The organism is Mangrovibacterium sp. (assembly GCF_041596335.1).
In the GTDB taxonomy this organism is placed as follows: domain Bacteria; phylum Bacteroidota; class Bacteroidia; order Bacteroidales; family Prolixibacteraceae; genus Mangrovibacterium.
Genome location: NZ_JBFHIT010000074.1, coordinates 1 through 18,509, shown reverse-complemented (window position 1 = coordinate 18,509; position 18,509 = coordinate 1). Strand labels below are relative to the sequence as shown.

Below are 18,509 nucleotides of genomic sequence, written 5' to 3'. Positions count from 1 at the left end.
CTTCAAAGAACCCCTTGGATACCAGCTTGTCAGATTTAAACTCTTCGGGCTTCTGATTTTTTTCTTCTAAATAAAGATCAATCGCTGTGGTTGATTCCGTGAATTTTGTAACAGCGAAATAAGCTAAAACACCTTCGGGTACCAGCAAATGGGAGATATCATTTTTATCCATGGGAACAGGTTATCATTTTCGATGCAAAGTAAACAATTGACATATTACTCCACAACTTTTCCGCTTGATCCGTTTTGACCGATCAGTCCACAACTTTCCGCTTGACTTGTTATCTGCTGCTTATTTCTGCCAATTGTTCCTTCTGTTGAATCATTAATGTGACTAAAATTCAGATTTTTAGCAGTTGTGTAGGACAAAATGTCTTATCATAACATTGTGACCTGTTTTGGTGCTTCTTTTGTGCGATTGCCGTAGTTTGATCTCTTAGAGGAGGCAACGAAATAGCTTAAAGCAATTTAGAAGAGAAAGGAGAAAACGATGAATTTTAACAATTTTACCATTAAAGCGCAGGAAGCACTGCAGCAGGCTTTTGATATTGCTCAGGGCAAACAACAGCAGGCGATTGAAAACGGACACATTCTGAAAGGTTTATTGAATGCGGCTGAAAATGTAAGTGGATTCCTGCTGAAAAAGCAAGGAGTGAATATTGCTACGTTTCAGCAAGCGCTCGACCGAATAGTGGATGCTTACCCGAAAGTAACAGGGGGAGAGCAATATTTATCGTCAGCAGCCAATAAAGTACTGCAAAAAGCTTTGGAGCATTCGCGAAAAATGGGCGACCAGTTCGTGTCGGTCGAACATATTTTATTAGGCTTGTTGGACGGTGGCGATACAATTGCAACTATGTTGAAGGATAGCGGAATCTCGAAAAAAGATTTGGAGGCCGCAATTAATGATCTTCGAAAAGGGGCAAAGGTTGACAGTCAGACGGCCGAAGACCAGTTCAATTCGTTAAGTCGGTTTGCGATAAATTTAAATGAACGGGCAAGAAACGGTAAGCTCGATCCGGTTATTGGCCGCGACGAGGAGATTCGGCGAATCCTACAAATTTTATCACGAAGAACAAAAAACAATCCGGTTTTGATTGGTGAACCCGGAACCGGTAAAACAGCTATTGCCGAAGGTTTGGCTCAACGGATTGTTAGGGGCGATGTGCCCGAAAATCTAAAATCGAAGCAATTGTTCTCCCTCGATATGGGAGCATTGATCGCAGGTGCAAAATACAAAGGTGAGTTTGAAGAACGCCTGAAAGCGGTCGTGAACGAGGTCATTAAATCGGAGGGAGAGGTAATTCTGTTCATCGACGAAATTCACACCTTGGTTGGCGCCGGTAAAGGTGAAGGTGCAATGGATGCGGCTAATATTCTGAAACCAGCTTTAGCGAAGGGTGAATTGCGGTCGATTGGCGCGACCACACTTGACGAGTACCAAAAATACTTTGAAAAAGACAAGGCTCTCGAGCGCCGTTTTCAGATTGTGATGGTGAATGAACCGGATACCTTGAGCGCGATTTCCATTTTACGAGGGTTGAAAGAACGCTACGAATCGCACCACAAAGTAAGAATTAAAGACAATGCCATCATTGCCGCGGTTGAATTATCGCAACGCTATATCTCCGATCGTTTTTTGCCTGACAAAGCCATCGACCTGATGGACGAGGCGGCCGCCAAACTGCGGTTGGAAATGGATTCGGTTCCCGAGGAACTGGACGAAATTGAACGCAAAATCAAACAGCTCGAAATTGAACGCGAAGCGATTAAACGAGAGAAGGATGAAGCGAAGTTGGCTTTGCTAAATGAGGAAATTGCCAATTTGAAGGAAGAACAATCTCGTTATCGGGCACAGTGGGAAATGGAGAAATCGGTCATCGATGGTATTCAGAATAATAAAAGCGAGATCGAAAACTTGAAGTTTGAAGCGGAACAAGCTGAACGATCGGGCGATTATGGAAAGGTTGCCGAAATTCGTTACGGAAAAGTAAAAGAGGCCGAAGCCGAAATAGAGCGACTTCAAAAAGAATTGCAGGAAATTCAAGGGGAGTCGTTGATTAAAGAGGAAGTCGATTCGGAGGATATCGCGGAAGTTGTTGCCCGTTGGACCGGAATACCGGTAAGCAAAATGATGCAAAGTGAACGGGAGAAACTATTGCATCTGGAGGAAGAGCTGCATAAACGGGTTGTTGGGCAAGACGAGGCGATTCGCGCTGTATCAGATGCGGTTCGACGAAGTCGAGCCGGCTTGCAGGACGAGAAACGGCCAATCGGATCATTCATTTTTTTGGGAACAACGGGTGTCGGAAAAACCGAGTTGGCCAAAGCATTGGCTGAATACCTGTTCGACGATGAAAATATGATGACCCGTATTGATATGTCGGAGTATCAGGAGAAATTCTCAGTAACCCGACTTATCGGTTCACCTCCGGGGTATATCGGATATGATGAAGGTGGCCAGCTGACGGAATCGGTCCGCCGGAAACCATACTCTGTTGTGTTGTTCGACGAAATTGAAAAAGCGCATCCCGATGTATTTAATGTGCTATTGCAGGTTTTGGATGATGGCCGGCTGACCGATAATAAAGGGCGGCTGGTAAATTTCAAAAATACCATCATTATCATGACTTCAAACCTGGGATCACAGCTTATTCAGGAAGGTTTTGAGCGAATAACCGACAGTAATCGGGTTGAAGTTTTTGAGCAAACACGTTCGCTCGTGCTAAATCTGTTGCGTAAAACAATTCGACCTGAGTTTCTGAACCGGATTGATGAAACCATCATGTTTACGCCGCTTGGTCGTGAAGATATGAAAGGGATTGTCCGAATTCAGTTTAACCGGATTATAAAACGTTTAGGAAATCAAAATATCCGGATTAGTATTTCTGATGCGGCAGTGCAGTGGCTGGCTTCGGCGGGCTACGACCCGCAGTTTGGAGCTCGTCCGGTAAATCGGTTGTTGCAAAAATATGTGCTCAACGAATTGTCGAAAGAGATTCTTTCCGGTCAAGTGTCAGCAGATCAGGAAATATTGATCGACATGAGCAATGAGAATTTAATCTTCAGAATGATATAACTAAAAAGAGACACTGTTAACGTGTCTCTTTTTCTATCTTTTCCAGAGTTTCTGTCAATTCTATTTTTGCCTGATCCATCAGGTTTTCAAATTCAACAACATGACTTTCGTAAGTCTCAATTCCTTCAAGTTTTTGGGTTTTCAATTGTAGTTGTTTCAAGCGCACACCCAAATCATTCATTCCGAAAGTCATTACCGACGATTTTGCTTTGTGAGCCAGTTCGCCCAGTTCCTTGTACTGTTTGGCTGCAAAATAATCCCGCATACCAGTTTTAAATTCAACGATTTGCTCAAAAAACATTTCTATGAATTCTTTTGTAATTTCCGGATCGCCTCCTGTTACTTCGTTCAAATAATCCAGGTTGGTTACTTTTTGGTCATCCATCGCGTATGGTTAATTGATGTTCTTTTGACAATGTTAATAAAAAAAATTAAAATTAAATCATTCGAAACGCGATCCATGGCTAAAAATTTGGATGATTCTTTTCCTGATATATTTCATAAATTAGTCAGATTCTAAGATCTAGTTTTACAAACCCAAAATTTCTGACATGAAGAAAACAGCATTCAACCAGATTCATAAAAATTCAGGAGGTAAAATGGTGGAGTTTGCAGGATATGAAATGCCTGTTGAATTTGCCGGTATTAAAGCTGAACACCTGACTGTTCGAAACAATGTTGGGGTTTTTGATGTGTCGCACATGGGCGAGTTTTGGGTGAAAGGTCCACACGCCGCCGATTTGGTTCAGTACGTAACAACCAATGATATTTCGGTATTACAGCCCGGGCAAGCACAGTATTCCTGTTTCCCGAATGGGAAAGGAGGTATTGTCGACGATTTGCTGGTTTATTTGTATGAGCCGGAAAAATATATGTTGGTGGTTAACGCGGCTAATATTGAAAAGGATTGGAATTGGATTGTTTCTCAGAATAAATTCGGTGCCGAACTGGAAAATGCTTCTGATTCGATAAGTCAGCTGGCCATTCAGGGCCCCAAGGCAACAGCCGTTTTGCAAAAGCTGACTAAGGTCCGTCTGAATGATTTGAGATATTACACCTTCACCATAGGTGAATTTGCCGGAGTTTCCGACGTGATTATTTCCGCTACCGGCTATACCGGGGCAGGTGGTTTCGAGCTGTATTTCTACAACCAGCATGCAGAGCAGATCTATAACGCTATTTTCGAAGCCGGCGCTGAATTTGACATCCAGCCGATTGGTTTGGGAGCACGAGATACACTTCGTTTGGAAATGGGCTATTGTTTATACGGCAACGATATTGACGACAGCACTTCGCCGATTGAAGCCGGTTTAGGTTGGATTACCAAATTTAACGATCGCAATAATTTTATCGATAAAGATTTGTTTCAGGTTCAGAAAACAGAAGGTGTAAACCGGAAACTGCGTGGATTTCAGATGATCGACCGGGGAATTCCCCGTCATGGTTATGAAATATTCGATGCCACCGGAAACCGCATTGGCGAGGTAACTTCAGGAACACAATCACCTATGTTGAACAAAGGAATTGGAATGGGCTACATTTCTAAAGAATATTCAGCAATTGGTACCGAAATATACCTGGGGGTTCGCAACAAACTATTAAAAGCGAAAATTGTAAAAGTTCCTTTCATATACTGAGTGAAAGGAAAGACTTACAACTATAGTTACCTTGAACCCGTCAAATTCGTTTGGCGGGTTTTTTTATCTCTGTACTTCAATTATCTTTGCTGCCCTAATTTCGTTGGATCTAAAGATGAAAAATGAAAAACTCAGGTTAGAAACCTGTTTATCTCCTGCTCTTTATTCCAAGCATGCGCACGACGATAATATTGTTGTTGTCGTTGATATACTTCGTGCAACTTCGTCAATTTGTACTGCTCTTCATAATGGTGTAAAACGAATCATCCCTGTATCCACAGTGGAAGAAGCGCGCATCAAAAAAGAAGAGGGGTTCATTGTCGCTTCCGAGCGAGACGGATATGTGCTTGATTTTGCGGATTTTGGCAATTCTCCTTTTAATTTTACGGCCGACAAAGTGTGTGGAAAGGAAATCGTTTATTCAACCACTAATGGTACGCGTTGCATCCACATGGCCAGCCATTCGAAAGCAGTCGTTATTGGTTCGTTCCTGAACCTAACCGCACTGGCCAATTGGCTGATTAAACAAGATGCACCGGTATTGATATTTTGTGCGTCGTGGAAAGATCGGTTTAGTTTGGAAGATACGGTTTTCGCCGGTGCTTTAGCCGAACGCCTCTTGCAATCGGGTAAGTTTGAAACCATTTGCGACGCCGTTACTGCGTCGCTCGATTTGTGGTCATTAGCTCAAATCGATTTGAATGCTTACATCCAGAAAGCAGCGCAGAAAGGCCGGCTTGCAGCAAAGGGATTGGACGATTGTATCGAATTCTGTCATCAACCCGATTTTACAGAAGTTATTCCTCTGTTTAGTGATGGCGAATTAATTGCTGTTTCCTAACTTTGCTTCAACAAAATCAATTGTAAAAATAAGTTTACCAGTCTGATTACCTGTTTTGTAGCCATGTTGTAAAAATGTCAGTTGAGACAATACGGATGATATTTCTCACAGGAATTTGTTGGTTGATTTCTTTATTTTGAGTAAGTGATAATCTAAATATGAATTTGTAAATTTTTTTAACCCTAAAATAATATACCATGAAGAAGCATAATTTTTATGCGGGTCCCTCAATTTTGCCCGAATACACCAAACAAAAAGTAGCTGAAGCAGCAATTGATTTTGCCGGAACCGGTCTTTCCGTAATGGAAGTATCGCACCGTGGCAAAGAATTTATTGCTGTGATGGACGAAGCAGTTGCCTTGGTGAAGGAGTTGCTTAAAGTTCCCGAAGGTTACTCGGTGTTGTTCCTGCAAGGTGGTGCCAGCCTTCAGTTTTTGATGGCTCCCTACAACCTGATGAAATCAAAAGCAGCCTACCTGAATACAGGAGCTTGGGCAACAAAAGCGATGAAAGAAGCTAAATTTTTTGGCGAAGTAGTCGAGGTTGCTTCTTCAAAGGATAAAAACTTCAATTATATCCCAAAATCGTTCGATGTGCCGGCAGATGTAGATTATCTGCACATTACAACAAATAATACGATCTTCGGTACCGAGTTGAAAAAAGATTTGGATTTAGGAGTTCGTTTGGTGGCAGATATGTCTTCTGACATTTTTAGCCGTCCGATTGACGTAGCTAAATATGATCTGATTTATGCCGGTGCACAAAAAAACCTGGGACCATCTGGTGCTACGTTGGTAATTGTGAAGGACGATGCGCTTGGTAAGTCTGGTCGAGAAATCCCAACCATGTTGGATTACGCAATACATGCTAAAAACGATTCAATGTTCAACACACCTTCGGTAATTGCTGTTTTTGCTTGTTTGCAAACGCTAAAATGGTTGAAAGAAAACGGTGGTGTTGAAGCAATGGAAAAAGTAAACATCGCTAAAGCTGAATTGCTTTACGGAGAGCTTGATCGTAATAAATTATTCGTTCCAACAGTACCCGCAGTCGAAGACCGTTCGTTCATGAATGTAACCTTCGTTATGGCTGAGGGCTACGAAGCTCTTGAAAAAGAATTTAACGACTTTGCAGCCTCTAAAGGAATGGTTGGACTGAAAGGCCACCGTTCAGTAGGCGGTTTCCGCGCTTCAACCTATAATGCCTTACCACTCGAGAGCGTTCAGGCGTTGGTTGATACGATGAAAGAATTCGAAGCAAACCATTAATAAATAAAAAAGAAAAAGCGGGATGGGGGTCCTGCTTTTCTTTTTATAAATCTTTAAAGGTATGAAAAGGGTATTAATCGCAACAGAGAAGCCATTCGCTCCGGTTGCATTAGAAAAAATTACAGACGTGATTAATCGAGCCGGTTATAAACTGGATTTACTCGAGAAGTACAAAACAAAAGCCGAATTACTTGCCGCTGTTTCCACTGCCAATGCGCTAATTGTTCGCAGCGACCTGATTGATCGGGACGTATTGGATGCCGGTAAAAACCTTGAGATTGTTGTCAGAGCCGGAGCTGGGTACGATAATGTTGATACCAGTTATGCAAAGGAACGATCGGTTGTGGTTATGAATACGCCCGGCCAAAACTCGAATGCCGTTGCCGAACTGGCTATTGGACTGGCAATTTATGGAATCCGTGGATTTTTTGGCGGAAATTCCGGAGGTGAACTTCGAGGCCGGACTTTAGGACTGCATGGTTACGGTTACGTGGCGCGCAATGTACATCGAATTGCCCGTGCCTTTGGCATGAATGTGAAGGTGTACACCCGATACAGCAAGGCGCAGGCAAGTTCAGAGGGCTTGGAGGTAACAGCCTCGCTCGAAGAATTATATGCTTCATCGGATGTTGTTTCCATTCACGTTCCGGCACGTGGAGAACATTTGAAATCGGTTAGTATGGCTGTGCTGAAACATCTAAAAGAAGGAGCAATCATTGTTAATACAGCTCGAAAAGAAGTGATTAATGAAGATGATTTGTGTCGCTTCATGGAAGATCGGATCGATGTAAAATACTTGTCGGATATTGCGCCGGATTGCGCCGCAAAAATGATATCAGATTTTGAGGAGCGATGCTATTTCACTCCTAAGAAAATAGGAGCACAAACAGAAGAAGCCAATACAAATGCCGGAGTTGCAGCAGCTGAACAAATCGTCGGTTTTTTTGCAAACGGTGATCAAACTTTTCGGGTAAATAAGTAGTCGGGGAGTGTTTTCCCGCGGGGATTTTTTACTTTTGGTATCGAACCAACTAAAATTACCTGATATGGCTATTGTGAAAGCTTTTAAAGGGCTGCGACCACCTAAAGGCATAATTACTGATTTGGCTTGCCTTCCTTATGATGTGATGAATTCGGAAGAAGCCGCCCAAATGGCGAAGGGAAAAGATAATTCGCTACTGCATATTACCCGGGCTGAAATTGACTGCCCCGCAGGAACTGATGTGCATTCCGAGGAAGTTTATCGAAAATCGGTCGAGAACTTTAAATCCTTTCAGCAAAAAGCATGGTTGGTTGAAGACGAGGAAGCACGCTTCTACATTTACGCCCAAACCATGAATGGCCGCACACAGTATGGAATTGTTGGGGCAGCTGCCTGCGACGATTATCACCGTGGGGTGATTAAAAAGCACGAACTTACTCGACCCGATAAGGAAGAAGACAGGATGATCCTGACCCGATATTTGAACGCGAATATTGAGCCGGTTTTCTTTTCGTACAAAGCTGTTGCTGAAATCGATCAAATTGTAGCGTCAATCGTCGGAACGCAAAAGCCCGAATATGATTTTGTAGCTGAAGATGGCTTTGGACATCATTTCTGGGTTATTCGCGACAGCTCACTTAATAAGCAGATCGAGTATTTATTTGAAACCAAAGTCGCTTCAACATACGTGGCTGACGGGCATCATCGCACGGCTGCTGCAGCCCGAATTGGCCTGGAGCGTAAAGCTCAAAACCCGAATCACACCGGTAATGAGTCATACAATTATTTTATGGCCGTTCATTTTCCCGACAATCAGTTGCAGATTATCGACTACAATCGGGTTGTGAAGGATTTAAACGGTCTTACCGATGATGAACTGCTGGAAAAACTGCAAGATGGGTTCGAACTTGAAAAAATGGGAACGAATGTTTACAAGCCTGCCTGTTTGCATGAGATGAGCATGTACCTTTCCGGCAATTGGTACAAACTGAAAGCGAAAGCCGGAACCTATCGCAATGACGACCCAATTAGTGTTTTGGATGTAACGATATTGTCGAAGCAACTATTGGAACCTATTTTGGCTATTCAGGATTTACGAACGTCAAAAAGGATTGATTTTGTTGGCGGTATCCGAGGATTGGGTGAGCTGAAAAAGCGGGTTGATAGTGGAGAGATGAAAGTAGCTTTCGCTCTCTATCCGGTATCGATGCAGCAACTGATTGATATTGCTGATACCGGAAATATTATGCCGCCAAAGACAACTTGGTTTGAACCAAAGCTGCGCTCAGGACTTGTAATACATAAATTAGATTAAAAAAATCCAGTGCATAAGGCAAAGAAGCCCGGGATCGTAAAATCCCGGGCTTCTTTATGCGATTTAAAGATCGTCATCATCCTCGTCGTCACCATCCATATCCTCGTCGTCGTCATCGTACGAATCATCGTCTTCATCTTCGATGTTGTCAGGGATATCGATATCTTCTGAATACTTGTCTTCGTATGCTTCACGCGATTCGTCTTTCAAGGTGCCTTCGTCATCATAGTCTTCATCCTCGCTAATAATGTCGATCGCTTCCTGGGTTGTCATACGAACCAAATAATACTTTTCTTCAGTCTCAAAAGGCAGTGCACTGACCAACATTCCATCCTTATTTGTAAAGGTGATCAGGTTTTGACTGAACCCGTTTGGGTACTCCAGTTTTATTTGTTCTTTGATTTCTTCGTCTAACTTTTCGTAATCCTTAATTACTCTTGGTTTACTAATGGGTGCCATTTTGTTTCCTCCTTATCTAATTGGCCTTAAAGGCGTTGGTCATTCGTTTTTGTTGCTTGTATTGTGGTCGAAAAATACAAAAATGAAGTAATAAAAAAATAGCTTGAAAAGTATTCCTGAAAAAAATATCAAATATTCAGGTTTCGCTAGTCTTTGAATGCTGTTTACCGAATTGATGATTAGTTTGTTACATTAAATTTAATGTTTAGAAAATATTCTCAATTTTAATTCGGGGCATGTTTTCGATGTCGAAAAAGGCGTTAATAATGCCTGCTTCCCGGTATAACTCCAGGTCGTTGGTGGTGATATTTCGTGCGAAGATCTCGCCGTTTTCCAGGAGCTTTTGCCGTTGAGTACCGCAAAGCAAAGGATGCGAAGGGGTATACCATTTGTCTCCATCGGAAAAGACCAGGTTTCCAATGCTGCAATCAGTTATCTCGCCATTTTTCACAATTATAATTTCGTCCGCATTTTCGCGTTGGGCGAAAAGTTCGTTCAAAGTCGTGCGGTCGGCATATTTAAAATGGTAGTCGATAGTATCGTGAGTGACCAGCTTTAGTGAGTTGAAACTACGTACATGTTGGGGAATGAATTCGATCTTTTCGATTCGTTCGTCATAAAGCAAACGGCATCGATAGAGGCCCGAAGAACAGCTCTCGGGAACCTGGATTTCTTTTTCAAGCTCTATTGGAGCACTGCCGGGGAATAGTTCCTGACGAGCTTCATTCATCCGGCGACTATGATAGTCGAGATTGAAGAGCTGACCATGGTCCAGTTTTATGGTTTCAAGCAATAGGTACATATACTTTTCGTATCAATTCCTCGTATTCTTCTTGGCATTGGCTGAGGTGAGTGATTCCTCCTCCGCTTTTAAAAATATAATGATCGTCGTTCTTTTCCAAATAACGGATCAAAACACAACTGTCAACGTTTTCGCCGTCAAATACCCCGAAAATGCCTGTATACCAACCGCGCTCGTAGTTTTCAGCCTCTTCGATTATTTCAATCGTTTTTTTCTTCGGAGCTCCACTGATAGAGCCCGCAGGCAACAATCCGGCAAATAAGTCGCCCAAATGGTCTAAGTGGTTTTCAGGTAGTATGCCACTGATCTCTGAACTCATTTGGAGCAATCGTCCTTGATTCGATACGATTTCATCGATATAACAAAAGCGGGTCACTTCAACCTTGTTGGCAACCCGACTCAGATCATTCCGGATTAAATCGACAATGGTGTGATGCTCAGCCAGTTCTTTTCTGTCGGTTTTTAGGAGCTGTTCTGCGTTGGGCAAATTCGCGTCGATCGTTCCTTTCATGGGGTAGGATGAAATTCTGCCTTGTTCAATCCGAACGAAAATTTCGGGTGAGAAGCAAACAAATTCATCTTTTAGGTAAACTAAGTAGGGCGAACGGCTTTGATGCGCAATTTCGGCCAGGCTTAAGTTCGTTTCCACCTTTGTGGGCATCGTAAGGTTGAGCAGGTAGCTATCGCCACCGTGGATGTGTTTTTGTACCAGCTCAAATGCCTTTCGGTACCGATCGAAACTAACCGGAAATACGTTCCAGGTAACCGGATGCCCGGGAAACGTTTGCGTGTCAAAGTTGGTTTTTCCGGGTGTGCGCCACGATAAATAAGATGCTGAAGCACCGAATTCCCAAATTTTGGGGCGTTTGCATTCAAAATCGAACAGGAAAACAAAGGGTCGCCTCTGTTTGCCCAGCTCGTTCATTTGGCTTATTGTATGGCTGTCGATTGTATGCATCTGGCTCGCAAAGATAGAAAAACGATGCGCAAACGAATGATCGGGTGATAAACAATCGATGAACCGGCTGAATGCTTTTTCGGTGCATGTTGAATGGGCGAGGCATTGGATATCATTCTTTTCCTTCAAACAACGAATTTCATGCGGCGCCGAAGACAATCGATTTGCGCGGTTATTGGTAGTTGATTCCGATGTGTATCGTCACTTTCCGTCCTTTCGATCCCACATCAGCAAACGGGGCAAATGGAGGGGAGGCCCTGTTTCTTTCTCAAAATCAGTTTGCCTGCATGTTATTTTTAAACTTAATTAAGGTTCGTTGGTTAAAGCATACAACCGGATCGGTTATATTTGTGGCTTTTTTGCCAGAGATGGATTTAGAGGATGGATGGCAACGACAAATTTTTGATGAAACAATTCATGAGAACAAATAGAAAAGTAAGAACACCACAGGTTGCTGTAAAGCACTTAGTATTATTAAACCGCTATTACCGAATCACCCGCTTTTACGACTTTATTCGCGACACCTCTGTAAAGGGAGGAATCATTGTGGGCTTGATTGTCCTGTTACTAGTCGGACTTGAATACTTTGTTCTCGATTTTAATGTACTGTTGAATCGGTTGGTGGAAATTTATTCGCCGTTAACCGTATTCGCCACATTTTTTCTTTCTGAGGTTTTTCTGGGTTTATTGCCGCCCGAAATTTTTATAGCCTGGGCATCAAAATCGGTTTCGCCCTGGCTGTTTCTGGGGGTATTGTCCTCATTGTCGTACCTCGGAGGAATTCTCGCATACTACGTAGGCAGTCGTCTGTTTCTAATCCCTTCGGTGAAAAATCATATCGAAGCAAAAATTGCAACACATATAACCAATTTGAGAAAGTGGGGCGGCATTTTTGTTTTTATTGGCGCTATGTTGCCACTACCGCATTCTGTTGTCAGTATGGCATGTGGATTGATCAATTATAGTTTCCGAAACTATTTGTTGTGGGCGCTTTTTCGCTTCGTTCGATTTGTAATTTATGCCTTTATTATCTTCCGGGTCTTCTAGTTGTTCGGTTATTTTGGCAAAGTAGGCCGCTTTTTATCGTTAAAGTCGATACAATCCCCCAATTAAACGCTCTTGAGTATGGGAAGGTTTTCTTGCTGCCGATCCGGTATTGGTAGGCATGAAACTGCAGATCTGTCAGTTGTTGATCGGTGGATAGTTTTTTGATACCATCGTTTTTTGTATCTTATCATTGCCAATAGTACTTATGGAAAACAAAGAACGAAATAAACAATACACTGAAATTTGCAATCATCTGAATGAACGCAGATTAAAGCCGGCTTTTGATTTACTCGAAAAAATTATCAACGAAAACGGACTGGGTTTCTTTTACGATGAATGGCGTGAATTAAACCAGACCTACCACTATATGCTTCAATATACGGTGGAAGGTGTTCCTGATTCAGGACGACAAAAGGTCTACCGGAAGTTGATTGATTCGGCCTACGAACTAGCCGACAAAGTGAATGAAGCCGTACGGTTGAGATTTGCTTCATCAATAGAATACGAAAAAAAGAGGATGTTTAAAGGTCATTTTATCGATGATCTGGATTCCTTTTTGTCAGAAATTGAAACCTTTTATCTGGCTGATGAGCCACACGAAACGGAAAGCGGTACAACTACCGGAAAACAGGAAAAAGACGATGCGAAACACAGGCATCACGACCAACAGTTTCGGCTGTTTTATCACCTGTGGTTTCAGGATCGCTTGAATGGGAAAGAGGTTCAGTTTTTACAGAACTATTTTGCAAATCAATCGATTTTACCGGCCTACAAGTCGTTCATCGTAACTGGATTGACTTTGAGCTTGCTGCGTTATTTCGACGAACTCAAATTCAGTTTGCTTTTCGACCTTTACGAAAAGGAAGAAGCGGAACTTCAGCAAAGAGCACTGGTCGGTTTACTTCTGGCGCTCTACCAATACGATTCCCGGATGTCCTATCATTCTGAAATTACCGGCAGGTTACAAATTTTAAACGACAACCCCGGCTTCAAACGAAACCTGGAGCGTGTAATCATTCAGTTGATTCGCAGTCAGGAAACAGAAAAGCTTCAGCAACGGATTCGCGATGAACTGCTGCCTGAGATGGCAAAAATAAGTTCGAACCTCAACGAGAAAATCAACCTGGAAAGTTTGATGGAAGAAGGAATTTCAGAGGATAAAAACCCGGAATGGCACGAAATTCTTGAAGATTCGCCTGGACTGATGGATAAAATGCAGGAGTTTTCTGAATTGCAGATGGAAGGAGCTGATGTGTTTATGGGCTCGTTCTCGATGTTGAAGTCGTATCCGTTTTTCAATGAAATTGCCAACTGGTTCATGCCATTTTTTCACCAAAACCCTGAATTAAGCCGGAATCTTGATTTCTCGGATGAATTGACAAGCAGATTTGTTGACGTGATTGGAAGTGCACCGGTTTTATGTAATTCTGATAAGTATTCGTTTTGTCTGAGTATGCAGAGAATCCCGAAGGAGAACCGAGAGTTTATGATGCAAGGGCTTCGCGCCGAGATGGATCAATTTAAGGAGATTGAGCAAGATGAAGAATTGAGTGCCCCCGGGAAAAAAGATGGCTTTATATCCAATCAGTATATTCAGGATTTGTATCGTTTTTATAAGTTGCATCCGCGAAAAAACGATTTCGACGACTTGTTCAGCTGGCGGTTCGATTTTCACAATAAGCAGACGTTGGGCTCCATTCTTAAAGAAGACAAGGTGGTTGTTCGCAATATTGCCGAATACTATTTCTCGAAGAATCATTTTAAGGGTGCGATTGAAATTTTTGATTTCCTCCTGGCCAATGAAAAGGACGGTGAGCTTTACCAGAAGATCGCATTTTGCTATCAGAAGCTTGGCGACTATGAAAAGGCGCTGGATGCATACAAGAAGGCTGAGTTGTTTGATTTGAACCGATTATGGACATTGAAAAAAATTGCCTTGTGCTATCGGAACCTTAAGCAGACTAAAAAGGCCCTGGAGTATTATAAAGTCGCAGAATCGCTGAGTCCGGATGATTTAAACAACCATTTGAATATTGGTCATTGTTTGTTGGGGCTCGATCGGTTTGATGAAGCGCTCAAACACTATTTCAAAGTTGAATACCTGAACCCAGGAAACAAGAAAGTATGGCGACCAATCGGTTGGTGCTCATTCCTAACCGGAAAAAAGGAGCAGGCTGAGAACTATTTTCGGAAGCTCGTGGAGGCCGATCCCAATCAGCATGATTTAATGAACATGGGGCATGTACAATGGAGCTTGGGCAATCGAAAAGCCGCATTGGACTTTTACATGAAATCCATTTCCAAAACTGGTTTTTCCGAGCCCGAGTTTATGAATGTGTTTCAAGAGGACCTCCCCCAATTGCTTCGGCAAGGAATTGATAAAGACGATGTTCCCATAATGCTCGACCAACTGAGGTATTTTGTGGAAAAATAATCAGGCAAACAAAAACACTATTGCCGCATCGGCGTGTGATGCGGCAATAGTTTTCACTTTCTTAGCTCAAGTAAACTGTCCTGTTTTACTTGAATCAATCCTCTTTTCGGCCGGTCTAAATCGATAATTATAAACACGACCAGTACAATCAGCAAGGTTAGCATAACCGTTGGAATATAAGCTCGTTTTAATCCCAATCCACTTGTATAGCCCATTAAAGCACCTCCGATTGTAAACACGAAAAAAAGTAGAAACAGAATCAATTCGGGAATATGCCGTTGTAAAATTGCATTTCGTTCACCTCTGGCATCAATCACATCGTTCATTGATGTAATAAAATAACCGGTAGTAACTGGTCTTGGATCAATTTCTGAAGCTTTTATCGAAGATTCCCAAACCAGATCTTGAATTTTATTCGTTCGTTCATCAACTGATTTACGTTCCTCTTGCATTGTTAAATCAACCGAACTAATCTCAATCCTTAAATCCACGTATTGCAGCAAGAGGTTATGGGTTATAGAATCATAAGGTGCGGGTAGTAATTTTGTTCGTAACAGCGCGGTACCAATTGCATTTGCTTCGTTAATAACCGCATAGCTTCTATTGTCAAATCGTTGGAGAGCCATATTGAATGTAAATCCAAGTAGTAGCGCTAAAAGGCCCAAAATCCCAGCCTGAATAGAACTCGTTTGTGTTTTAACTTCTTGGTCTGTTTTCAGCTGATGCCTTTTCCCCACTCGGAAACAAATCTCATAGGCGAATAGGATCGTTGCAAATAATATTACAACTATTAAAATGCTATTTTGATTGTACATGATTTCTTGTTTCATTTTAGACTAAAAAAAGAGTTGTTCATTTGTAAATTTCCTTAAGCTAGTGTGTTATAGTGTTGTTCGTACCTTGGTATTGAAGATTCTCTATTATGGCAACTCGGAAATTTGAGCAGGATACAACGATTGGATACACACCGAACCCTCTGTTAATCGATACTTTGTACGCCTTAGGTGTTACTCTTCTTCAAAGAATTTTATCTCTGTCTCGAACTCCATTTGCTCAAAATCTTCCTTGTCAATCCAATATTTAGAGGTGATGATTTCGATGCTGTCTTCATTTAATCTTCTGAAATGCCAAATCGCTTTTTCTGCATCATCAAAAGGTTCGGTACCTTCTATCTGATCAGCAAAAAGACGAGTTATTAAACTGCTTTTCTTCAACCCAAAACATAAGGATTTAATCAGTATCTCTTTTGTTATTTCAGAATCTGAGTCCTCTGTTTGAAGACTTGCCACTATTATTGTCGCTTCTGTGTTTGGAAATTTCCCTTTGTAGGCTTTACGTAGAAACTGGTTTATATTGAAGAGATCGAAATGAAATGCAGGCTCCGGGTATTCTTCTGCCACTTTATCCAGCAGCATTTCATTGGATAGGTTCTGGATTTGCCCGTCATTTAATTTGTCACTCATTTTGTATTTTAAGATGATCTCTGCTGCTTCGGCCGGTTTAAAATCTGAAATGGCCATAAACAGGTAGTCTAAAACTTCGTTGGTTTTAATCTGTTCAGCATCAGGGTAGTCGAATTCTTTTAGGAGGTTTACGTAGTCGATGTCTTGCCAGTAAAAATCTAGTTCGTTTACTGTTTTCAAGTCGATTATTTTCATTTTTATTTTCATAGCTTTTTGAGTTTTAATGGATGAAAGTTAGCGATATTTAGATGAGTTTTGCCTGCGTAATTACTAAATAAACGACCCACTGATATGTTTTGAGTTTAAGAGCGAATATGGATCAACGGAACACTAATCGTGTACTTTTAAGATTCGTAATTCCGTTACCCAAATTACAAATTCCTCTTTAAATACAAATCAGAGACGAAATGAAAACTGTAATTTTTGTGAATACAACACAATGCAGTTGTGTGTAGGTGGCTTTAAGATCCGCAAAATTAGAATTGGATTGACTGCGGGCATTTTTTTCGTCGGAAATCAGCTTGGTGTTTCCACGAATTCGTGTTTCAGTGAATCAATTGGAAGAGATGCTCAATGAATGAGGCCGCCCCAATTTCCTGTTCGGGACGGCCACATCAATTTCATTTGTTTATTCGAATTTACCGAAGAATAAACTTCAGTGTTTCAGTCTTGTTGTTGGATTGGATACGTATGAAATACAGACCTTTATTTAAGTTCTGCAGATCTTTTGAATAAGTATAGCCTATGTTTGGTTTGTCGACCTGATCAATGAAAACTTTAACACCGGCTGAGTTGAAGACATCAATTTGAATTTTATCAGCAGCATCGTCGAATTTCAGATTTAGCATGCCTGTTGATGGATTTGGGAAAACAGAAATCCATCGTCCGGAAAGCAGTGTTTGAACATCTGTTGTGGAATCGTAGAAGTATTCCATTTTGCTATAGTTTAACCATTGTTCAGATGTTTGGTCATACCATTGTGTAATCGAAGATATGAGTCTGCCTTCTGCAGTTGATTTTTCATAACTATTAATGAACTGCAATCCGTCTGTCAGCACCCAGTCGCTCAATGTACCACTCCATTCATATTCCAGGTAATCTGCAGTCATTAAATCGATACTCTCATAATCAAAAACTGTTTTATACCGATTGACCCAGGCTTCGGCCAACCACTCTTGCTCTATGCGTGTCTGCACCGTTCCGTCGTATGTGTTGGTTACCCGCAGACTATCCGTCCATACCTCAGATTTCATGACCTGTATTCTGTAGTAAGAAGGTTCCGACATCAGGTCAACTCCGCCCGGGTTATTCCATGTCACGTCTACATATTTCTCTTTTTCGACCCATTGGCCATCCTTATATTCCGATACTATTGCAGACGTTGCGAGATCTCCGGTCCAGGTATAAACCCATTTTTCGTATGGTTGCCACGAGCCACTCATGCCAGACGTACTATATTCCAAATAGGTTTCCATTACGATCTTATTTCCATCGTATTCATATTTGGTTGAATCGCCAAATGAAATCATCCAAGTTCCGGAAAATCCATATTCCATGATATAGGAAGTTTCGTTTCCTTTGTCATCGTAGTTGGTTTTCTGTCTGCTGGAAGCCACCCAACTTCCATCATCCCAGCTTTCGGAAAGAATGAGCGTTGTCATATGTGTGTCGTTGTAATACGAATAGTACGAGCGGCTCAAGTTTATATATTCGGAACCATTATATGTTTGTATAACCTGAATAGATGGGCGGCTACTGTTGTCGTATTCGGTAGTTGTACGGTTAATGTATTCTACAGCAGTCCCGTTGTCATTGTATATGTAGCTCATATCCTGAACCTGCAAACTGCCATCATACAGGTAGCTACTCGTATAGATTAGTTTCCATGCACCCTGATCCCAGTCATAAAAAGCGACCGAATCGGGTTGACTCGTGATTGTTGCACTTTTTAAATCAACTTGGTTGGTTGTCAGTAAATTCCGCGAATCCGGACTTTTGGTCTTTTTAAACGGACCAGCATCGGTGTTGTTGACTAAACAAAGCAATAGCGCAATAATTAAGAAGGTAAAGATTTGTTTCATAGCCTAAGTTTTAGATCGTGATTTAATCGTTTTGTTATTGTGCAGGGTGGAATAAAAACTACGTCCTTGCGGTGTAGTTTCGTTGCGGGGCGTTGCCCATCAGGCCAGTGCGTAAAAAACTGCGACATGAAGTAAAATTGAGG

At 41.8% G+C, this 18,509-nt stretch carries 15 protein-coding genes; 8 read left to right on the top strand and 7 right to left on the bottom strand.

Going from position 1 to position 18,509, the window contains the following annotated elements:
- The first annotated feature begins 490 nt into the window (after positions 1-490).
- Positions 491-3,079, top strand: coding sequence for an ATP-dependent chaperone ClpB (clpB, locus tag ABZD21_RS18085; protein ID WP_372776533.1), 2,589 nt, complete (start codon positions 491-493; stop codon positions 3,077-3,079).
- Positions 3,080-3,095: 16 nt separating this feature from the next.
- Here clpB and ABZD21_RS18080 read toward each other — a convergent pair whose 3' ends face one another.
- Positions 3,096-3,464, bottom strand: a complete 369-nt coding sequence (locus ABZD21_RS18080; RefSeq protein ID WP_372776532.1) for an Hpt domain-containing protein — start codon at positions 3,462-3,464, stop codon at positions 3,096-3,098.
- A gap of 166 nt (positions 3,465-3,630) precedes the next feature.
- Here ABZD21_RS18080 and gcvT point away from each other — a divergent pair, with 166 nt between their 5' ends.
- The 5 genes from gcvT (at position 3,631) to ABZD21_RS18055 (ending at position 9,122) form a co-directional block, all read left to right on the top strand.
- A complete protein-coding gene (gene gcvT, locus ABZD21_RS18075; RefSeq protein WP_372776531.1) occupies positions 3,631-4,716 on the top strand; it encodes a glycine cleavage system aminomethyltransferase GcvT in 1,086 nt (361 codons plus the stop codon).
- 115 nt (positions 4,717-4,831) lie between these two features.
- On the top strand, positions 4,832-5,557 hold the full coding sequence (locus ABZD21_RS18070) for a 2-phosphosulfolactate phosphatase (protein ID WP_372776530.1): 726 nt from the start codon (positions 4,832-4,834) through the stop codon (positions 5,555-5,557).
- Positions 5,558-5,754: 197 nt separating this feature from the next.
- Positions 5,755-6,825, top strand: a complete 1,071-nt coding sequence (serC, locus tag ABZD21_RS18065) for a 3-phosphoserine/phosphohydroxythreonine transaminase (protein WP_372776529.1) — start codon at positions 5,755-5,757, stop codon at positions 6,823-6,825.
- Between the two features lie 61 nt (positions 6,826-6,886).
- The gene (locus tag ABZD21_RS18060) at positions 6,887-7,807 is read left to right on the top strand and encodes an NAD(P)-dependent oxidoreductase (RefSeq protein WP_372776528.1); all 921 of its coding nucleotides are present in this window, start codon (positions 6,887-6,889) and stop codon (positions 7,805-7,807) included.
- Positions 7,808-7,871: 64 nt separating this feature from the next.
- Positions 7,872-9,122 carry a DUF1015 domain-containing protein gene (locus ABZD21_RS18055; protein WP_372776527.1) on the top strand — a complete coding sequence of 417 codons (1,251 nt, stop codon included), beginning with the start codon at positions 7,872-7,874 and terminating at the stop codon, positions 9,120-9,122.
- A gap of 63 nt (positions 9,123-9,185) precedes the next feature.
- Here ABZD21_RS18055 and ABZD21_RS18050 read toward each other — a convergent pair whose 3' ends face one another.
- From ABZD21_RS18050 to ABZD21_RS18040, 3 genes are all read right to left on the bottom strand, one after another.
- The gene (locus ABZD21_RS18050) at positions 9,186-9,581 is read right to left on the bottom strand and encodes a hypothetical protein (protein ID WP_372776526.1); all 396 of its coding nucleotides are present in this window, start codon (positions 9,579-9,581) and stop codon (positions 9,186-9,188) included.
- A 205-nt stretch (positions 9,582-9,786) separates the two neighbouring features.
- Positions 9,787-10,383, bottom strand: coding sequence for an aminotransferase class IV family protein (locus ABZD21_RS18045; RefSeq protein WP_372776525.1), 597 nt, complete (start codon positions 10,381-10,383; stop codon positions 9,787-9,789).
- Positions 10,367-11,470, bottom strand: coding sequence for an aminodeoxychorismate synthase component I (locus tag ABZD21_RS18040; protein ID WP_372776524.1), 1,104 nt, complete (start codon positions 11,468-11,470; stop codon positions 10,367-10,369). Before ABZD21_RS18040 ends, ABZD21_RS18045 begins: the two co-directional genes overlap by 17 nt.
- 288 nt (positions 11,471-11,758) lie before the next feature.
- Between ABZD21_RS18040 and ABZD21_RS18035 the strand changes: the two genes are divergently transcribed.
- Together ABZD21_RS18035 and ABZD21_RS18030 are read left to right on the top strand one after the other, a co-directional pair.
- Positions 11,759-12,388, top strand: coding sequence for a YqaA family protein (locus tag ABZD21_RS18035; protein WP_372776523.1), 630 nt, complete (start codon positions 11,759-11,761; stop codon positions 12,386-12,388).
- A gap of 205 nt (positions 12,389-12,593) precedes the next feature.
- Positions 12,594-14,822 (top strand): tetratricopeptide repeat protein, encoded by a 2,229-nt coding sequence (locus tag ABZD21_RS18030; protein WP_372776522.1) that lies wholly within the window; start codon positions 12,594-12,596, stop codon positions 14,820-14,822.
- 53 nt (positions 14,823-14,875) lie between these two features.
- Here the strand turns inward: ABZD21_RS18030 and ABZD21_RS18025 are convergent, their stop codons facing one another.
- The 3 genes from ABZD21_RS18025 to ABZD21_RS18015 form a co-directional block, all read right to left on the bottom strand.
- Positions 14,876-15,652 (bottom strand): hypothetical protein, encoded by a 777-nt coding sequence (locus tag ABZD21_RS18025; protein WP_372776521.1) that lies wholly within the window; start codon positions 15,650-15,652, stop codon positions 14,876-14,878.
- A 177-nt stretch (positions 15,653-15,829) separates the two neighbouring features.
- The gene (locus ABZD21_RS18020) at positions 15,830-16,492 is read right to left on the bottom strand and encodes a hypothetical protein (protein WP_372776520.1); all 663 of its coding nucleotides are present in this window, start codon (positions 16,490-16,492) and stop codon (positions 15,830-15,832) included.
- Between the two features lie 431 nt (positions 16,493-16,923).
- Complete coding sequence (locus ABZD21_RS18015; protein WP_372776519.1) at positions 16,924-18,366, bottom strand: T9SS type A sorting domain-containing protein; 1,443 nt, start codon at positions 18,364-18,366, stop codon at positions 16,924-16,926.
- Positions 18,367-18,509 lie beyond the last annotated feature (143 nt).